The organism is Streptomyces sp. NBC_01463 (assembly GCA_036227345.1).
GTDB lineage: Bacteria > Actinomycetota > Actinomycetes > Streptomycetales > Streptomycetaceae > Streptomyces.
Window position 1 is genome coordinate 2,648,193 of record CP109468.1, and the last position, 17,431, is coordinate 2,665,623.

Genomic DNA, 17,431 nt, shown 5'->3' on the forward strand with positions numbered 1-17,431 from the left:
CCCGCGGTCCGGGTGCGTCCGTGCTACTCGGTCGGCTCGATCCCCGCGCGCAGCAGCCCGAAGGTGTACGCGTCCTCCAGCGCCTGCCAGGACGCGGCGATGACGTTCTCGGCGACCCCCACGGTCGCCCAGTCGCCGGTGCCGTCGCCCGTGGTGATCAGGACGCGGGTGGTGGAGTCGGTGCCGGTGCGGCCCTCCAGGATGCGGACCTTGTAGTCCATCAGCTCCAGCTTGGCGAGCTGCGGGTAGATCCGCTCCAGGGCGACGCGCAGCGCCCGGTCCAGCGCGTTGACCGGGCCGTTTCCCTCGGCCGTGGCGACGATCCGCTCGCCCTTGGACCACAGCTTCACGGTCGCCTCGTTGGCGTGCGTCCCGTCGGGGCGGTCCTCGACGATGGCGCGCCAGGACTCGGTGCGGAAGTACCGGCGTACCCGCCCCTCGGCCTCGGCGCGCAGCAGCAGCTCGAAGGAGGCGTCGGCCGCCTCGTAGGTGTAGCCCTTCAGCTCGCGCTCCTTGACCCGCTCGACGACGCGGCCGATCAGCTCGCGGTCGCCGCCGAGGTCGATCCCGAGCTCCTGGCTCTTGAGCTCGATGGAGGCGCGGCCCGCCATGTCGGAGACGAGCATCCGCATGGTGTTGCCGACCAGTGCGGGGTCGATGTGCTGGTACAGGTCCGGGTCGACCTTGATCGCGGAGGCGTGCAGCCCGGCCTTGTGCGCGAACGCCGAGACTCCGACGTAGGGCTGGTGGGTGGACGGCGTGAGGTTGACGACCTCGGCGATGGCGTGCGAGACGCGGGTCATGTCGGCGAGCGCGCCCTCGGGCAGCACGGTCTTGCCGTACTTCAGCTCCAGCGCGGCGACGACGGGGAAGAGGTTGGCGTTGCCGACCCGCTCGCCGTAGCCGTTGGCGGTGCACTGGACATGGGTGGCGCCCGCGTCGACGGCGGCCAGGGTGTTGGCGACGGCGCAGCCGGTGTCGTCCTGGGCGTGGATGCCGAGGCGGGCGCCGGTGTCGGCCAGGACGGTGGCGACGACGGCCTGGACCTGGGCGGGGAGCATCCCGCCGTTGGTGTCGCAGAGGATGACGACGTCGGCGCCGGCCTCGGACGCGGCCTTGACGACGGACTTGGCGTACTCGGGGTTGGCGCGGTAGCCGTCGAAGAAGTGCTCGCAGTCGACGAAGACCCGGCGGCCCTGTTCGCGGAGGTGGGAGACGGTGTCGCGGACCATCTCCAGGTTCTCCTCCAGCGTGGTGCGCAGGGCGAGCTCCACATGGCGGTCGTGCGACTTGGCGACCAGGGTGATCACCGGGGCGCCCGACTCCAGCAGCGCCTTGACCTGCGGGTCCTCGGACGCCTTGCCGCCGGCCCGGCGGGTCGCGCCGAAGGCGACCAGCTCGGCGTTCCTGAACTCGATCTCCTGGCGCGCGCGGGCGAAGAACTCGGTGTCGCGGGGGTTGGCGCCCGGCCAGCCGCCCTCGATGAAACCGACGCCGAAGTCGTCCAGGTGCCGGGCGATGGTCAGCTTGTCCGCGACCGTCAGGTTGATGCCTTCACGCTGGGCACCGTCGCGCAGCGTGGTGTCGAAGACATGGAAACTGTCGTCGCTGGGCTTGGCCTTGGTGGTCATGCTGGTCTGACTCCTGTCGGATGAGTGGATCCGGACGATCTGATTCCACTTGCCCCCATCATCCCGCGCGCCTCGTCCCGGTCCGTGGTGAGGGCCGGAAAACAAAAAACCCCTCGCGGGTGCGAGAGGTCTGCGCGCGGGTCTGGGGCACGGTGGCCGTGCCGTACATGGTGGTACGGGACGGTCACTGCGGACCGGCGCGCCTGTTGCCAATAATCATGACGAACGAGGACACGGAGGCAGTCTGGCACAGGACCGCCTCCGTGCTCCGCCCCGTCTCAGGATGCGGGCGTGACGCTCGTCGCCCCGGCCGGTGCCGCCTGCTCGCCGGAACGCCCGGCGGCGACCCGGTTCAGGTCGATGTCGCGGGTCTCGCGCATCGTCAGGTAGACGACCAGGGAGACCGCGGCGCAGCCGGCCACGTACCAGTAGAAGCCGGACTCGATCCCGGCGTTCTTGAACCACAGCGCCACGTACTCGGCGGTGCCGCCGAACAGCGCGTTGGCGACGGCGTACGAGAGACCGACGCCCAGGGCGCGGATGCCCGTCGGGAACAGCTCGGCCTTCACACAGGCGTTGATGGAGGTGTATCCGGTGATCACCAGCAGCGCCAGCAGCGCGAGCCCGAAGGCGGGCCAGAAGGTGTCGGCGTGCTTGAGCATCGTCATGATCGGCACGGTCAGGAAGGTCGAGCCGACCGCGAAGGTGATCAGCAGCGGGCGGCGGCCGATCCGGTCGGAGAGCATCCCGGCCAGCGGCTGGACGCACATGAAGACGAACAGCGCGCAGAAGCTGACGAGCGAGGCGGTCGACTTGTCCATGCCGGCGCTCTTGGAGAGGAACTTCGTCAGATAGGTCGTGTACGTGTAGTAGGCGACGGTCCCGCCCATGGTCAGGGCCATCACCAGGAACGCCTCGCGCCGGTGCTGCCAGAGCACCTTCAGCGTGCCGCGGTCCTGCTGCTCGGCGGCGCCCGACTCGGCGTACACCTCGGTCTCCAGCATGGAGCGGCGCAGGTAGAACACGATGGCGGCACCCAGCGCGCCGACGACGAACGGGATGCGCCAGCCCCAGCTGTGCAGGGCCGCCTCGGACATGTTGCGCTGCAGGACGATCTGCAGGCCGAGGCCGACGAGCTGTCCCGCGGTCATGGACACGTACTGGAAGCTGGAGGCGAAGCCGCGCTTCTCCGGCGCGGAGGCCTCGGTGAGGTACGTGGCGCTGGCCGCGTACTCGCCGCCGACGGACAGCCCCTGGAGCAGCCGCGCCAGCATCAGCACGGCGACGCCGCCGTACCCGGCGACGTCGTAGGTCGGCGCGATCGCGATGAGGATCGCGGAGGCCGACATGAGGGTGACGGTCAGGGTGAGCGCGGCCTTGCGGCCCTTGCGGTCACCGATCCGGCCGAGCAGCCAGCCGCCGACCGGCCGCATGAAGAAGCCGACGGCGAAGATGCCCATGGTGTTCATGAGGTTGGCGGTCTCGTTGCCTTCGGGAAAGAACGAGTCCGCGAAGTAGACCGCGAAGGTCGCGTACACGAACCAGTCGAACCACTCGACCATGTTGCCGGCCGAGCCGACCCAGATTTTCTTCCACTGCTCTCGTCCCATGGTTGGCCACCGTGCCCGAACCGCCGGAAGTCCAACAAGGGTGCAGGGCGCAACGATCGCGCGTACTTACGTGCGTTGCGTTCACGAACAGGTGAGGCTCAGCCGCCGGCGGTCAGCGAGTCGTCGATGAACTCCCGGACCAGGGACAGCGCCTGGTCCCGGCCGGTGCCCGGGAGGCCGACCGCCACATGGACGCTGAAGCCGTCCAGGAGGGCGCGCAGCCGGGTGGCGACGCGGTCGGCGTCCACCGGGCGGAACTCCCCGCGCGAGGCCCCCTCGGCGAGCAGCGCCACCAGGTCGCGGTGCCAGGCCCCCTCGATCGCGGCCTGCCGGGCCCGGGCGTCGTCGTCGGCGTCGCGCGAGCGGTTCCAGACCTCCAGCCAGAGCGTCCAGTGCGGGTCGCGGTGGCCGTCGGGCAGGTAGAGACCGATGTACGCGTCGAGCCGCTCACGGACCGTGCCCGGCCGCGACAGCAGCCGGCGCCGCTCGGCCCCGAGCCGGTCCTCGCTCCACTCCAGGGTCCGCAGCAGCAGCTCGTCCTTGGTGCGGAAGTAGTAGAGGAGGTGGCCGCTGCTCATGCCGACCTCGCGGCCGAGCCCGGCCATGGTGAGGCCGTCGAGGCCGCGGGCGGCGACGGTGGCCATGACGGCGGCGAGCACGTCCTCGCGGGGCGGGGCGGTGTTGCGGCGGCGCGGGGCGGGGGGCACGGTTCAGACCTTCGGCTGCTGCTGGGTGATGCAGTGGATGCCGCCGCCCCCGGCGAAGATCGCGCGGGCGTCGACGAGTGTCACCGTACGGCCGGGGAAGAGGCGGCGGAAGATTCCGGCGGCGAGCTCGTCGCGCGGATCGCCGAAGGCGCACAGGACGACGCCGCCGTTGCAGAGGTAGTGGTTGATGTAGGAGTAGTCGACCCACTCCCCGCCGGCCCGCAGCACGGTGGGTGCCGGGACCTCCACGACCTCCAGCGGCCGCCCCTTCGCGTCGGTCGCGGCGCGCAGCACGCGGACCGTCTCCCGGGTGATCTCGTGGTCCGGATGGGCCGGGTCCGGCTGGACGTGGGCGACGACGGTGCCGGGGCGGGCGAAGGCCGCGACGATGTCGACATGGCCGAGGGTGCCGTACGTGCCGTAGTCGCCCGCCAGCCCCCGGGGCAGCCAGATCGCCTTCTCGGTGCCCAGGCGCGCGTGCACCTCGGCCTCGACCTGCTCGCGGGTCCAGCCGGGGTTGCGCTCCCTGCCGAGCTGGACGGTCTCGGTGAGCAGGACGGTGCCCTCCCCGTCCACGTGGATGGCACCGCCCTCGTTGACCAGCGGCGAGCTGTGCACCGGGACACCGGCGAGAGCGGCGACCGAGCGGGCGATGTGCCGGTCGTGGTCCCAGCGGGCCCAGTCCTGGGCGCCCCAGCCGTTGAACGTCCAGTCGACGGCGGCCAGTTCGCTGCCGTCGGTGACGAAGGTGGGGCCGATGTCGCGCATCCAGGCGTCGTCGAGCGGGCGCACGGCCAGCTCCACGTCCGGGCCGAGGAGGGCGCGGGCGCTGTCCTCCTGGCCGGGGCCGACGACCATCGTGACGGGTTCGAAGCGGCGGACGGCCCGGGCGACGCGGGCCCAGGCGCGGCGGGCCTCGTCGAGTTCGGCCGCGGTCTCGAAGGTGGGGTTGGGGCCGGGCCAGGCCATCCAGGTGCGTTCGTGCGGGGCCCACTCGGGGGGCATGCGGAAGGTCATGGGAGCACAGGTCCTTACAGGAAGTAGAGCCGGTTGAGGGAGACCGAGTCGGCGGGCTCCGAGCTCAGCGGGTCGCCGTCCAGGGTGACGAGCCCGCTGCGCGCGTCCACGTCGACCGCTCCGGTACGGGAGTTGAGGCGCAGGTCGGCGGGGCCGATGCCGCGGGTGCCGCGGACGCCCACGCGCCGGCGCCGGGTCGGCATGGCGTCCGCGCCCAGCTGGGTGGCGGCCTGCGAGACGAAGGCGACGGAGAGATCGGCGGCGGTCGCCCCGTGCGCGCCGAACTGCGGCCCCAGCACCAGGGGTTCACAGGTGTCGGTGGCGGCGTTCGGGTCACCGGTGACCCCGTACGCCGGGAAGCCGGACTTGAGCACCAGCTGCGGCTTGGCCCCGAAGAACTCGGGGCGCCACAGCACGATGTCGGCGAGCTTCCCCGTCTCGATGGAACCGATCTCGTGCGCGAGGCCGTGGGCGATGGCCGGGTTGACGGTGAGCTTGGCGATGTACCGCAGCACGCGGGCGTTGTCGTCGCCCGGCCCGTCGCCCTCCATCGGCCCGAGTTCGGCCTTCATCTTCCCGGCCATGGCGAAGGTGCGGCGGACGGTCTCGCCGGCCCGTCCCATGCCCTGGGCGTCGGACGAGGTGATCCCGATGGCGCCGAGGTCGTGCAGCACGTCCTCGGCGCCCATCGTCCCGGCCCTGATCCGGTCACGGGCCATGGCGGCGTCACCCGGCAGGTCCGTCTTCAGGTCGTGAACGGAGACGATCATCCCGTAGTGCTCGGCGACCGCGTCCCGGCCGAAGGGCAGGGTGGGGTTGGTGGAGGAGCCGATGACGTTCGGCACGCCCGCCATCTTGAGCACGTTGGGGACGTGGCCGCCGCCGCAGCCCTCGATGTGGAAGGCGTGGATGGTGCGCCCCTCCAGGACGCGCAGGGTGTCCTCGACCGACAGGCACTCGTTCAGCCCGTCGCTGTGCAGGGCCACCTGGACGTCGTACTCCTCGGCGACGCGCAGCGCGGTGTCCAGGGCGCGGGTGTGCGCGCCCATGTCCTCGTGGACCTTGAAGCCGCAGGCCCCGCCCTCGGCGAGCGCCTCGACGAGCGGCGCCTGGTGCGAGGAGGAACCGCGGCCCAGGAAGCCGATGTTGACCGGCCAGGCGTCGAACGCGTTGAAGGCGTGGCGCAGGGCCCACGGCGAGTTGACGCCGACGCCCCAGACCGGGCCGAACTCCTGGCCGATGATCGTGGTGACGCCGGAGGCGAGCGAGGCCTCCATGATCCGCGGCGAGAGCAGATGGACATGGGTGTCGACCGCGCCGGCCGTGGCGATCATGCCCTCACCGGACACGATGGACGTGCCGGTGCCGACGACGACGTCCACACCGTCGAGGGTGTCCGGGTTCCCGGCCCGGCCGATCGAGGAGATGCGGCCCTCGCGGATACCGATCGAGACCTTCCGGATGCCCTGCACGGCGTCGATGACCAGCACGTTACTGATCACGACATCGCAGGTCTCCCGGACGGCGGCGGCCTTGAGGTGGATTCCGTCGCGGGCGGTCTTGCCGAATCCGGCGAGGAACTCGTCGCCCGGCTTCTGGGCGTCCGACTCGACCCGGACGATCAGCCCGGAGTCACCGAGCCTGACCCGGTCGCCGGCGCGCGGGCCGTGCACGGAGGCGTACTCGTGCGGATCGATGCTCATCGTGCCGCTCCCAGGTATCCGCAGGCCGCCGCGCGCCGCAGCGCCTCCTCGCGTGCGCCGGGGGCGTCGAGCGGTCCGTCGACCAGCCCGGCGAACCCGATCGCGACGCGGTCGCCGCCGATGGGCACGAGGCCCACCTCGGCCGACTCCCCCGGTCCGAAGCGGGCGGAGGAGCCCGCGGGCACGCAGAGCCGCATGCCGTACGCCGCGGCCCGGTCGAAGTCGAGCCGCGGGTTGGCCTCGAAGAAGTGGAAGTGCGAGGTCACGGAGACGGGGACGGTCGCGGTGTTGTGGACGGTCAGCCGCAGCACGGGCTCCGGCCCGGGCGTCGCGGGTCCGGGGACGACGGCGCCGGGCGCCTCGTCGCCGAGGCCCTCGCCCAGTGGCCGGGAGACCACGGCGAGCCGCGAACCGTCGTCGAAGACGGCCTCCACATGGACCTCGGTGACGACGTCGGCGACCCCGGGCAGCACATCGTCCGGGCCCAGCACCCGGCGCGCGGCCTCGATCGCCTCGGCGAGCCGGCGCCCGTCGCGGGCGGCCTCGCAGACGGTGTCCGCGATCAGGGCGGTGGCCTCGGGGACGTTGAGCCTCAGCCCGCGGGCCCGGCGGGCCCGGGCCAGCTCGGCGGCGCCGAAGAGCAGCAGCCGGTCGCGTTCGGTCGGGGTCAGTCGCACGTCGTCGCACCTCCTGGTTAGAGCAGCACTCTAACCAGTAGGCCGATGGAAATGAAACCGTTGACGATGTGTTTCGAGCGACGCTCCAAGTCCTGGCGGGCAAAAAAAGGCCGCGCCCCCGGGGGCGCGGCCTTCTTGTGCGGGCGGGTGGAGCGTGGCGGCTAGCCGAGCGGGTGCATCCAGCCGTGGGCGTCCTCGGCGGTGCCGCGCTGGATGTCCAGCAGGCGCTCGCGCAGCCCCAGGGTGACCGGGCCGGGCGTGCCGTCGCCCTGGGTCCACTCGCCGCCGGCGCTCTTCACGATGCCGACGGGGGTGATGACGGCGGCGGTGCCGCAGGCGAAGACCTCGGTGAGGGTGCCGTTCGCGGTGTCGTCGCGCCACTGGTCGATGGAGACGCGGCCCTCCTCGGGCTCGTAGCCGAGGTCCTGGGCGAGCCTCAGCAGCGAGTCGCGCGTGATGCCCGCGAGCAGGGAGCCGGTCAGGGCCGGGGTGACGATCTTGTTCCCGTACACGAAGTACAGGTTCATCCCGCCGAGCTCCTCGACCCACTTGTGCTCGACGGCGTCGAGGTAGGCGACCTGGTCGCAGCCCTTCGCGGCGGCCTCGGCCTGGGCGAGCAGGGACGCGGCGTAGTTGCCGCCGGTCTTGGCGTCGCCCATGCCGCCGGGGACGGCGCGGACGCGGTCCTCGGAGAGCCAGATGGAGACGGGCTTCACACCGCCGGGGAAGTAGGCGCCGGCCGGCGAGGCGATGACCAGGAAGAGGTACTCGTTGGACGGCCGCACACCGAGACCGACCTCGGTCGCGATCATGAACGGGCGCAGGTACAGCGACTCCTCGCCGCCGTGCTCCGGGACCCAGGCCGCGTCCTGGCGGACGAGCGCGTCGCAGGCGGCGACGAACGTCTCGACGGGCAGCTCCGGCATGGCCAGCCGGTTCGCGGAACGCTGGAAGCGCTCGGCGTTGGCCTCTGGGCGGAAGGTGGCGACCGTGCCGTCGGGCTGACGGTAGGCCTTCAGACCCTCGAAGATCTCCTGGCCGTAGTGCAGCGTCATGTTGGCGGGGTCGATCGACAGCGGCGCGTACGGGACGAGCTGGGCGTCGTGCCAGCCGCGGCCTTCGGTCCACTTGATCGTCACCATGTGATCGGTGAAGTAGCGGCCGAATCCGGGCTTGACCAGGATCGCCTCGCGCTCCGCGTCGGACAGCGGGTTCGAGGAGGGCTTGAGCTCGATCGTGGGCGTCGTCATGAGTGCGTGTCCTTCACCGGTTTTGTGTGTGTAGGACCACGCCCGCGCCAGCTCCTGTCGGACAGGTGCTAGGACGTCCGAGCTTCGCGGCAAGCCACGGTCCCGTTCGATTATCTCTCGTGGGTGGCCGTGCACGAAATGACGTGAATGCGGTCCAGGGTTCGATGGTGACACCCGGGGCCGCACAGGAGAAGCCGCCGGGTGCGTGTGCGACCCGGCGGCTTCTTGAGGGAGTCGTCGGATCAGCCCGCTACGCGTACCGCGAGCGCGTCGCCGATCTCGTCGGTGGTACGGGCGGTCCCGTCGCGCTCCGCGAGGTCGGCGGAGACGGCGTCCTCGATGCGCACGGCCTGGGCCTCGTAGCCGAGGTGGCGCAGCAGGAGGGCGACGGAGAGGATCGTGGCCGTCGGGTCGGCCTTGCCCTGGCCCGCGATGTCGGGGGCGGAGCCGTGGACCGGCTCGAACATCGAGGGGAAGGCGCCCGTCGGGTTGATGTTGCCGGACGCGGCCAGGCCGATGCCGCCGGAGACGGCCGCGGCGAGGTCGGTGAGGATGTCACCGAAGAGGTTGTCGGTGACGATGACGTCGAAGCGCTCCGGCTGGGTGACGAAGAAGATCGTCGCCGCGTCGACGTGCAGGTAGTCGGTGGTGACCTGGGGGTACTCGGCCGCGACCTTGTCGAAGGTGTTCTTCCACAGGTGGCCCGCGTAGACGAGGACGTTGTTCTTGTGGACCAGCGTCAGCTTCTTGCGGGGGCGGGCGGCGGCGCGCTCGAAGGCGTCACGGACCACGCGCTCCACACCGAAGGCCGTGTTGAGGCTGACCTCGGTGGCGACCTCGTGCTCCGTGCCGGTGCGCAGCGAACCGCCGTTGCCGGTGTACGGGCCCTCGGTGCCCTCACGGACGACGACGAAGTCGATCTCCGGACGGCCGGCCAGCGGGGTGTCCGTGTTCGGGAACAGCTTCGACGGCCGCAGGTTGATGAAGTGGTCGAAGGCGAATCGCAGCTTCAGCAGCAGCCCGCGCTCCAGCACGCCGGAGGGCACGGACGGGTCACCGATCGCACCGAGCAGGATGGCGTCGTGGCCCTTGAGGGCCTCCAGCTCCGCGTCCGGGAGGGTTTCACCGGTGCGGTGCCAGCGCTGGGCGCCGAGGTCGTACTCCTTGGTCTCCAGCTTCACATCCTGCGGGAGAACAGCGTTGAGGACCTTGAGTCCCTGGGCCACGACCTCCTGGCCGATACCGTCACCGGGGATCACTGCGAGATTGATGCTGGGAGCCATGTCCGGCACGATACTGCGCGTCCCACCCCATGACACGTCACGTCCACTATACGGACACATGGGCAGCTGTACGTGTACCGTTCACCTACTCGACGGAATGCCGTCAGGGAACGGGTGGAGGTTGTCGCCCATGGACATCCCCCGTTTCGGCATCCCCGAGAAGCTCGCCGACCGCATGAGCATGGCCGAGCAGCACGAATACCTCCGCACCCGGCTGACGCGGCGCGGGGTGCTGCGCACGAGCGTGGCCACCGCGGCCGTGGCCGGCGCCGGCCTCGGCACCTCGCTCGTCTCCCCGGCCTCGCCGGCGTATGCCGCTCCGACGACACTCACTTCGCGCAGCTCCACCCGGGTGGACGGCTCGCTGGTCGCGCCGTTCGGCCGGCACCTGGCCTACGGCGCCGACCCGAGGACGCAGATGGCGGTCTCCTGGCAGGTCCCCTTCGCGGTGCGCCGCCCGTACATCCGCATCGGCCTCAAGCCGTGGGCGCTGAGCCGGAAGATCGACGCCGAGGTGCGCCACCTGACGACACCGCGGCTGAACGACGGCAAGATCGCGGCCGCCGAGCAGTTCTACGTGCACGCCGGCCTGGAGCGGCTGAAGCCCGGCACGACGTACTACTACGGCGTCGGCCACGACGGCTTCGACCCGGCCGACACCCGCAACCTGGGCACGCTCGGCACCTTCACCACCGCGCCCTCGCGCGCGGAGAAGTTCACCTTCACGGCCTTCGGCGACCAGGGCGTCAGCTACCACGCGCTCGGCAACGACCAGCTGATCCTGGGCCAGAACCCGGCCTTCCACCTGCACGCGGGCGACATCTGCTACGCCGACCCGTCGGGCTCCGGCCAGAGCAGCGACACCTACGACGCCCGCACCTGGGACCAGTTCCTGGCGCAGACGGAGACGGTGTCCAAGACCGTGCCGTGGATGGTGACGACCGGCAACCACGACATGGAGGCCTGGTACTCGCCGGACGGCTACGGCGGGCAGAACGCCCGCTGGACCCTGCCGGACAACGGCCCGGACCCGGTGAACCAGCCCGGCGCCTACTCCTTCGTGCACGGCAACGTCGGCGTGATCGCGCTCGACGCCAACGACATCTCGTACGAGATCCCGGCCAACTTCGGCATCAGCGGCGGCAAGCAGACCCGCTGGCTGGACCGGCGGCTGGGCGAACTGCGGGCCCGGCACGACGTCGACTTCCTGGTGGTCTTCTTCCACCACTGCGCCTTCTCCACGACCAACGCGCACGCCTCGGACGGCGGGGTGCGCGACGCCTGGGTGCCGCTCTTCGAGAAGCACCAGGTGGACCTGGTCATCAACGGGCACAACCACGTCTACGAGCGCACCGACGCGATCCTGAAGAACGCGGTGCAGCGCAAGGTGCCGATCGGCGAGCGCACCGACCCGACGCGGGACGGCATCGTGTACGTCACCGCGGGCGGCGCGGGCAAGGCGCTCTACGACTTCCCGGCGCCCGACAGCTACGAGGGACACGTCGCGGATGCGGAGAGCGTGAACACGTACCACGTGGTCAAGGGCGGCGGCAGGGCCACCGAGACCGTGGAGTGGTCGCGGGTGCGCTACACCGGCTTCTCGTTCCTCGCGGTGGAGGTGGAGCCCGGCCGGCACGCGCGCATGAAGGTCACCGCGCTCGCCGAGTCCGGCGAGCGCATCGACCACTTCGAGATCAGCCGCGGCTGATCCCGGTGACGGCTTCCGGTCAGTGACCGGTGGAGCCGCCGTTGTCCCTGCGGTCGAGAGCACGCTGCAGGGCGGCGGCGGCATTCTGCCGCTCCGACTCGGTCGGGCGGTGGGTGTGACGGACGCGGCGGCGGACAGTGGTCTCGGCCATGGTGGATCGACTCCTTGAGATCGCGAGGATTTCGAGATCGAAAAATCGTGAACGTGATGTCGAGATCAGGGATTTCGAGGCGCCGGAAGGGGCGGGGAGCAGGCGCCGCAGGGGTTGCCTGCTTCGGGGCGCGCGCTCACGACCGCCAGTCGCTTGATCTAGCGAGACGTTCGGCTTCTACAAAGCTAGGGCAGCCGAGCCGGTCTGTCTCCACAATTACTCGGACTTCCTACTATCTGAGACGGAGGTTTACCCGCGCTCACCCGCCGCTCACTCTCAGCTCCCTGATGAGCGCCCGCACGGCGAGTGATCGTGCCAGCTCAGGGGTGGTGACGTAGCCCACGGACCGGGTCGGGCGGTCCGGCCCGAGAGCGGTGATCGCGACGGTGTCCGGTGCTCCTTCCAGGGACAGTCCGGGCATGATCGCCATCCCGAGACCACGGGACACCATCGAGAGCACCGCTCCGTCGTCCTCGGCCTCCATCGTCGCGTGCGGGATCCAGTCCTGGGCGGACCACCAGTCCCGGGTGTACGAGGTGCAGCTCTCCGCCCAGTCGAGCAGCGGGAGCGTCCGCGGCGCCGGATGACCGGCCGGGTGCACCAGGGAGTACTCCTCCTCCCGCAGCACTCCCCCGACCAGCTCCTTCGGTACGGGGGAACTCGCGCCGATCGTCGCGATCCCCAGATCGGCGCGGCCGTCCAGGACCTCGCCCGCCGTGCCCCGGCCGACCTCCCGGACCACCCGGACCCTCGCGTCGATGCCGGGGTGGCGGGCCCTGAGCCGTTCCAGGGCGGGCGGCAGCAGATGGAGCGCGGCGCTGCGGAAGGCGGCGATCCGCAGCGGGCCCGCCGGTACGCCGGCTTCCCCGGGGCCGGCCGCCGCGGCACGCGCCTCGTCGCCCATCAGCTCCAGCAGCCGCAGGACGCGGCGGGCGTGCGCGACGGCGCTCGCGCCCGCGGCGGTGGGCCGGGCGCCCTTGCGGCCCCGGTCGAAGAGGACGGCGCCGATCCTGCCCTCGCTGGTGCGGACCGCGTGCGAGACGGCCGACTGCGTCATGCCCAGCGCCTCGGCGGCACCGGAGAAGCTGCCGGTCCTCTCGACCGCGATCATGATCCGGAGCTCGTGCGGGCTCAGGTCGGTCATGGTGTGATCCCCCTCGTTCCCATGAAAGATCCATGAACGCCGCTCATGGAAACGGCCTTTCCATCGACGCAACCCACTGCCGGGCCGTTCGATTCCTTCCTACGGTCACTGCCATGACGACGACGCGCACGGCCCGCACCTTCCACCTGACCGCCCGCCCTTCGGGATTCCCCACCTCCGATCTCTTCTCGCTGGTCGAGTCCCCGGTCCCCTCCCCCGGTCCCGGCGAGGCCCTGGTGGAGAACCTCTACCTCTCCGTGGACCCGTACCACCGCGAGGAGATGGACAGCGGCTGGGAGCTGGACACCCCGCTGGAGGGCCGGGCCATCGGCCGGGTCACCGCCTCCCGCGACCCCGCACTCACCGAGGGCGACCTGGTCTTCCACCGGCACGGGTGGCGCACCCACGCCCTGGTCACCGCCGGGGTGTACGGCACCCGCAGGCTCCCCTCGTACGAAGGGGTGCCGCTGACCGCCCACCTCTCGATCCTCGGCGGCACCGGCCTGACCGCGTATGTGGCGCTCACCCGCACGCTGCGCTTCGAGGCGGGCCAGGACCTGTTCGTCTCGGCCGCCGCGGGCGGCGTCGGCACGGCGGTGGGCCGGATCGCCCGGCTCCTCGGCGCCGGACGGATCGTCGGCAGCGCGGGCTCGGCCGCGAAGGTCGCCCGGCTCACCGGTGAACTCGGCTTCGACGCCGCCTTCGACTACCACGACGGGCCCGTCGCGGAACTCCTGGCGAAGGCGGCCCCGGACGGGATCGACGTGGCCGTCGACAACGTGGGCGGCGACCATCTGGAGGCCGCGATCTCGGCGCTCCGCGACCACGGGCGGATCGCCTGGGTCGGCGCCATCGCCCAGTACCACTCGGCGGGCCGACCGCCCGCCGCCCCGCGCAACCTCTTCGACATGGTGGAGAAGAGCCTGCGTCTCGAAGGTGTGCTGGTCCGCAACTACACCGATGTGCAGGGAGAGTTGGAGGAGCTGCTGGTCCCGGAGCTGCGGAGCGGCCGGATCACCCCGGACGTCACGGTCGTCGACGGGTTCGAGCGGACGGTGGACGGTTTCCTGGGGATGCTGCGCGGCGAGAACACCGGCAAGATGCTGATCAGCACGGGCGCGTAGCCGCGACGGCCCGCTTCCCGGCCCGTCCGGCGACTGAGCGCGAGCACCGTCACAGCACGTCCCCGTCCCGCCAGTCGAAGACCAGCACGTCCGTGGCCGCTTCCCCGGCCGGCAGGACCGGAGCACCGCCGGCCCCCCGGACATAGGTGCTGCCCTCCTCGTCCGGCAGCCGCTCCACCCCGCGCGCCCCCTGCACGGCGATCCGTCCCGGCCACACCGTCCAGCCGCGCGCGGTGTACAGCGGGGCCCCGGCGGCCGACGCGGACAGGGCCCCGAAGACGTACGCCCCGTCGACGACCTCCTCCAGCGCGGCCATGACCCGCCCGCCGAGGCCCTCGCGCCGCCGGTCGGCGCGGACGGCCACGCCCTCCACGTAGCCCACCCGGCGGGAACGCCCGGCATGGACCACCCGCCGCTGCACGACACTGCCGTGCGCGAGCAGCCCGCTCGCGTCGCGCACCCAGGCGTGGATGCCGCCGAGCGCGTGGTCCCAGTCGTCGGCGTCGAAGGTGCCCGCGAACGCGGTGTCCAGGAAGGCGTGGATCTCGTCGAGTGCGGCCGGGGACAGCCGGCAGGTGTGCGCGGTGTGCAGGATCGGATCGGTCATGCGCCCCAGCCTCCCAGGCACCGCACCCACCGGGTACTCAGCCGCCGGTTGAGTACCCAAGCCGTGTCGAAGAACTGTGCGGCGCACGAGAGTTGACCCCATGAACGGCCTCTACGCTCTCAAGCCCTGGTACGCGGACCGGCTCTCCGGTGTCCGCGCCTCGCTGGTCCGCCGTGAGGTGTCGCCCGACACCCTCACCGCGGCCGGCGTCGTCGCCGCGGCCGGCGCCGCAGCCTCGCTGGCCTGGCTGCCCGCCGGGACCGCCGCCCTGGCGGTCGCCCCGCTGCTCGCGGCCCGGCTCGCCTTCGCCAACCTCGACGGTGCGCTGGCCCGCGACACGGGCCGCACCACCAGGCGCGGCGCGGTGCTCAACGAGCTCGGCGACCGGGTCGCGGACCTGGTCGTGCTGGCCGGATTCCTGGCCCTCGCCCCGCTGTGGCTGGTGGCGGTCGCCGCGCTCGCGGCGACGCTGCCGTCCTGGGTGTCGCTGGCCGGGGCAGCGGCCGGCGCGCCCCGGCGCAACGGCGGGCCGGTCGGCAAGACCGAGCGGTGCCTGCTGGTCGTGGTCGCCGCGGCGAGCGGCTGGGCCGTCCCCGTCCTGATCGTGATCGCCGCCGGTTCGCTGCTCACCGCGGCGCTCCGGCTGGCGGGCCTGTGGCGGGAGCTGGCATGAGCACCGTACTGATCGCCGAGGAGGCGGCCGCGCGGGCGGTGCCGCTGGTCGCGGGTGTGCTGGGGGCGGGCGGGGTCGCGGTCGCGGTCCTTCCCTCGAAGGTGCGGATGCGGGCCGAACTGCGCCGGCGGTGGCGGACCTGGGCGCTGGTGGCGCCGGTGTTCCTGGGGGCGTACTTCCTGGGCGGCGGCGGCACGTACGCGCTGGCCGCAGGGCTCGGCCTGATCGCGGCGAGCGAGTTCGTCCGGATGGCGGGGCTGCGGCGCGGCGACCATGTCGTGCTGGCGGCGGCCGCGGTGGCCCTCCCGGCGCTGGCCTGGCTGGCGCCGCACCTCCTGGACGCACGGGCCGCGGCGCTGCTGCTGATCGCGGCCGCGCTGCCCTCGGTGCTGGCCGGGGACGACCGGACGGGCTTCACCCGGACGGCCAGGACCGTGTTCGGGCTGCTGTGGATCCCGGTCGCGCTGACGGGCCTGGTGACGCTCGGCGACACGGGTGTCGCCATCGGACTGGCGGTGGCGCTCGGCGATGTGGGCGCCTGGTGCGGCGGTACGGCGCTGGGCAGGCGCGGCCCGCTGGCCCGTCCCCTGTCGCCGCTCTCCCCCAACAAGACGTGGGCGGGCGTGCTCGGCGCGGCCGTCGCGACGGCCGTACTGCTGCTGGTGCTCGGCGAGTTCAGCCTCCCGCTGTGGGCGGCGGTGACAGGCGGCTGTGTCCTGGGCGACCTGATCGAGTCGATGGTCAAGCGCGAGTCGGGCGTGAAGGACGCGGGCAGCTGGCTGCCCGGCTTCGGCGGCCTGCTCGACCGGATCGACTCCCTGCTGGTGGCCCTTCTCCTGGCGATGGTGATGACGTGATGAGTACGCTCCTGAGCACCCCGGTCCGCACCGTCCTCCCCCGCCGTTCCCGGTTCGCCGCCGCGCTCCGCCGCGGACTGTGGTGGGGCGTCCTCAGCCTCACCGGCGGGGTCGAACGGCGCGGCCGGCTGCCGCGCGGCGGCTGTGTCGTGGTCGCCAACCACTCCTCGCACGCGGACACCGCGGCGCTCCTCGCGGCGCTGGACGCCCGGCACTCGCCGGCGATCGGGGCGGCGGCCGACTATTGGTTCGCCTCCCCGTGGCGGCGGCGGATCTGCCGCAGGATGGCGGCGGGCTTCCCGGTGCGCCGGGGCGGCGGCGGGATGGAGGACCTGCTGACGATGGCGGGCGAACTGCGGGCGGGCCGGGCGGTCGTGCTGTTCCCCGAGGGCACCCGGGCGAAGGACGGCACGCTGGGCTCCTTCCACCGCGGTGCGCTGGTGCTGGCCGAGGAGGCGGGGGTGCCGGTGGTGCCGGTGGGGATCGCGGGCACGGACCGGCTGCTGCCCAAGCACGGGCGGCTGCGTTCGTCGCTGGTCCGGGTGACGATCGGCGAGCCGCTGCCGTCGGCCGTCTCCCCGGATGAGGCGCGCGACGCGGTGGTGGCGCTGCACACCCGTGCGGTGGCCGAGCCGCTGAGGGACTCGGCGACGCGGCGCCGGGTGGCGGCGGTCGTCACCTCGCGCCTGGGTGTTCCGCTGGCGTTCTGCTGGGCGTTCGCGGAGGCGCTGAGCTGGCCGCTGATGCCGGAGCTGCTGCTGGGCGCGGTGTGCGCGGCGGTGCCGCGGGCGGCCCTGAAGATGTCGCTGGGCGCGCTGGCCGGCAGCCTGGCGGGCGGTCTGCTGGCGCTGCACCTGGCCTCGGCGGGCGTCCACCTGCCGGCGCCGCTGACCACGGACCGGATGCGTGCGGAGGTCCGGCACGAACTGGCGCTGGAGGGTGCGTCCGCGGTGCGCCACCAGCCTTGGAACGGCATCCCGTTCAAGGTGTACGGCGCCGAGGCGGGCCGCGCCGGTGTCCCGGCGTCCGACTGGCTCGCCGCGTCGGCGGCGGCCCGTGGCTCCCGCACCCTGACGGTGGGCCTCGCCTTCGCCGGCTTCGGGCTGCTGATGCGCCGCCACCGCCGTTGGTACGGCCGCTGTCTGGTGCTGCTCGGAGGCGGGTTCGCGGCGGGGCTGTCCCTGATCGTGCACGGCTGGAGCTGAACCGCGGGACCCGTACATGGAAACCGCCCCCCGGCCGGCAGGGGAACCGGTCGGGAGGCGGAGTTCGGGACGGGGCGCCGGGAG

General features: G+C 72.2%; 16 protein-coding genes. 5 read left to right on the forward strand and 11 right to left on the reverse strand.

Annotation, left to right across the window (positions count from 1 at the left end; all coding sequences use genetic code 11):
* Nucleotides 1-23 precede the first annotated feature (23 nt).
* The 8 genes from cimA to OG521_11520 all read right to left on the reverse strand — a co-directional run bounded on the left by cimA (nt 24) and on the right by OG521_11520 (nt 9,878).
* Nucleotides 24-1,631 (reverse strand): citramalate synthase, encoded by a 1,608-nt coding sequence (gene cimA, locus OG521_11485; GenBank protein ID WUW21373.1) that lies wholly within the window; start codon nt 1,629-1,631, stop codon nt 24-26.
* 278 nt (nt 1,632-1,909) lie between these two features.
* Nucleotides 1,910-3,241 (reverse strand): MFS transporter, encoded by a 1,332-nt coding sequence (locus tag OG521_11490; GenBank protein WUW21374.1) that lies wholly within the window; start codon nt 3,239-3,241, stop codon nt 1,910-1,912.
* 98 nt (nt 3,242-3,339) lie between these two features.
* On the reverse strand, nt 3,340-3,948 hold the full coding sequence (locus OG521_11495; GenBank protein WUW21375.1) for a TetR family transcriptional regulator: 609 nt from the start codon (nt 3,946-3,948) through the stop codon (nt 3,340-3,342).
* A gap of 3 nt (nt 3,949-3,951) precedes the next feature.
* Nucleotides 3,952-4,965 (reverse strand): agmatine deiminase family protein, encoded by a 1,014-nt coding sequence (locus OG521_11500; protein WUW21376.1) that lies wholly within the window; start codon nt 4,963-4,965, stop codon nt 3,952-3,954.
* Between the two features lie 14 nt (nt 4,966-4,979).
* Complete coding sequence (locus OG521_11505; GenBank protein WUW21377.1) at nt 4,980-6,668, reverse strand: urease subunit alpha; 1,689 nt, start codon at nt 6,666-6,668, stop codon at nt 4,980-4,982.
* Nucleotides 6,665-7,345 (reverse strand): urease subunit gamma, encoded by a 681-nt coding sequence (gene ureA, locus OG521_11510; GenBank protein ID WUW21378.1) that lies wholly within the window; start codon nt 7,343-7,345, stop codon nt 6,665-6,667. Before ureA ends, OG521_11505 begins: the two co-directional genes overlap by 4 nt.
* Nucleotides 7,346-7,506: 161 nt before the next feature.
* Nucleotides 7,507-8,595, reverse strand: coding sequence for a branched-chain amino acid aminotransferase (locus tag OG521_11515; GenBank protein ID WUW21379.1), 1,089 nt, complete (start codon nt 8,593-8,595; stop codon nt 7,507-7,509).
* A 242-nt stretch (nt 8,596-8,837) separates the two neighbouring features.
* Complete coding sequence (locus OG521_11520; GenBank protein WUW21380.1) at nt 8,838-9,878, reverse strand: 3-isopropylmalate dehydrogenase; 1,041 nt, start codon at nt 9,876-9,878, stop codon at nt 8,838-8,840.
* Between the two features lie 130 nt (nt 9,879-10,008).
* Between OG521_11520 and OG521_11525 the strand changes: the two genes are divergently transcribed.
* Entirely contained in the window at nt 10,009-11,586 is a 1,578-nt protein-coding gene (locus OG521_11525; GenBank protein WUW21381.1) for a metallophosphoesterase family protein, read from the forward strand.
* A 19-nt stretch (nt 11,587-11,605) separates the two neighbouring features.
* Here OG521_11525 and OG521_11530 read toward each other — a convergent pair whose 3' ends face one another.
* Both OG521_11530 and OG521_11535 read right to left on the reverse strand, forming a co-directional pair.
* Complete coding sequence (locus OG521_11530; protein WUW21382.1) at nt 11,606-11,737, reverse strand: hypothetical protein; 132 nt, start codon at nt 11,735-11,737, stop codon at nt 11,606-11,608.
* Nucleotides 11,738-11,996: 259 nt separating this feature from the next.
* Nucleotides 11,997-12,881: a LysR family transcriptional regulator gene (locus tag OG521_11535; GenBank protein ID WUW21383.1), complete on the reverse strand. Its 885-nt coding sequence runs from the start codon at nt 12,879-12,881 to the stop codon at nt 11,997-11,999.
* A gap of 113 nt (nt 12,882-12,994) precedes the next feature.
* Between OG521_11535 and OG521_11540 the strand changes: the two genes are divergently transcribed.
* The gene (locus OG521_11540; GenBank protein ID WUW21384.1) at nt 12,995-14,005 is read left to right on the forward strand and encodes an NADP-dependent oxidoreductase; all 1,011 of its coding nucleotides are present in this window, start codon (nt 12,995-12,997) and stop codon (nt 14,003-14,005) included.
* 49 nt (nt 14,006-14,054) lie between these two features.
* On the opposite strand, the gene OG521_11545 is transcribed toward OG521_11540, so the two are convergent.
* The gene (locus OG521_11545) at nt 14,055-14,612 is read right to left on the reverse strand and encodes a GNAT family N-acetyltransferase (GenBank protein ID WUW21385.1); all 558 of its coding nucleotides are present in this window, start codon (nt 14,610-14,612) and stop codon (nt 14,055-14,057) included.
* A gap of 100 nt (nt 14,613-14,712) precedes the next feature.
* On the opposite strand from OG521_11545, the gene OG521_11550 reads away from it, so the two are divergent.
* From OG521_11550 to OG521_11560, 3 genes are read left to right on the forward strand one after another with little or no spacing between them, the layout of a single operon-like run.
* Nucleotides 14,713-15,285: a phosphatidate cytidylyltransferase gene (locus OG521_11550; GenBank protein WUW21386.1), complete on the forward strand. Its 573-nt coding sequence runs from the start codon at nt 14,713-14,715 to the stop codon at nt 15,283-15,285.
* Nucleotides 15,282-16,142 carry a phosphatidate cytidylyltransferase gene (locus OG521_11555; GenBank protein WUW21387.1) on the forward strand — a complete coding sequence of 287 codons (861 nt, stop codon included), beginning with the start codon at nt 15,282-15,284 and terminating at the stop codon, nt 16,140-16,142. Before OG521_11550 ends, OG521_11555 begins: the two co-directional genes overlap by 4 nt.
* On the forward strand, nt 16,142-17,347 hold the full coding sequence (locus tag OG521_11560) for a 1-acyl-sn-glycerol-3-phosphate acyltransferase (GenBank protein ID WUW21388.1): 1,206 nt from the start codon (nt 16,142-16,144) through the stop codon (nt 17,345-17,347). The genes OG521_11555 and OG521_11560 overlap by 1 nt, the downstream gene beginning before the upstream one ends.
* Nucleotides 17,348-17,431: the final 84 nt, after the last annotated feature.